Origin of the sequence: Flavobacterium sp. CYK-55, from assembly GCF_018413465.1 — a bacterium.
In the GTDB taxonomy this organism is placed as follows: Bacteria; Bacteroidota; Bacteroidia; order Flavobacteriales; family Flavobacteriaceae; genus Flavobacterium.
The window spans coordinates 1-870 of sequence record NZ_JAHCDK010000029.1 but is presented as its reverse complement, the minus strand read 5'-3'; the positions used below and the strand labels follow the sequence as shown (position 1 = coordinate 870).

Genomic DNA, 870 nt, shown 5'->3' with positions numbered 1-870 from the left:
CTGATGCAGACTCATCGTTGCAATCAGTACCATTGTTTACTAAAGTGTAACCTGCTGGTGTAGCAGCACCGTAGCATACTGAAGTTGGAGGGAAACCATTGTTGTATCCGTCACCATCAGCATCAGTATAGAAGTTAGCAGTTCTCCATTTTGTTGGATCAGCAGGAGCACAGTCAGTATTGTTTGTAGAAGTACCTTCAGGTTGACCTGTACAAGACAAGATAGCAGCACCAGCACCAAAACCATCACCATCAGCATCAGCATAGTAAGTTTCAGCTGAAGTATTGATAGTCAAGTTTAAGATTTCAGTATGACATCCAACAGTATTAGTGTAAGTACCTGATGAAGTATACGTTTGGCCATTTACTGACCATGTGAAAGAACCACAAGCAGTTTCTGAAGTAGTGTTAGAAGTACTTGGCGTGATTGTCAAGTTCAATACTTCTGTATGACATCCAACAGTGTTGTTGTACGTACCTGATGAAGTATACGTTTGACCGTTAACTGACCAAGTATAAGTATCACAAGCAGATTCTGTAGTGGTATTTGAAGTACTTGGCGTAATTGTCAAGTTTAATACCTCAGTATGACATCCAACAGTATTAGTGTAAGATCCTGATGAAGTATAGGTTTGACCGTTAACTGACCAAGTATAAGTATCACAAGCAGATTCTGTAGTTGTGTTTGAAGTATTAGGTGTAATCGTTAAGTTCAAAGTTTCATTAACTGTACATCCTTGACCGTTTGTAGTAGTTCCGGTATAAGTACCAGACTCAGAATAAGTCAAACCAGTCACACCCCAAGTAAAGCTACCGCAGGCAGATTCAGTTGTTGTGTTGGTTAAAGCTGATGCAGGACCAGAAATAGTAA

General features: G+C 39.9%; 1 pseudogene. It reads right to left on the bottom strand.

Features of this window, described 5'->3' with window-relative positions:
- Positions 1 to 870 (bottom strand): annotated as a pseudogene (locus KIH23_RS13585) (hypothetical protein); the annotation flags it as partial.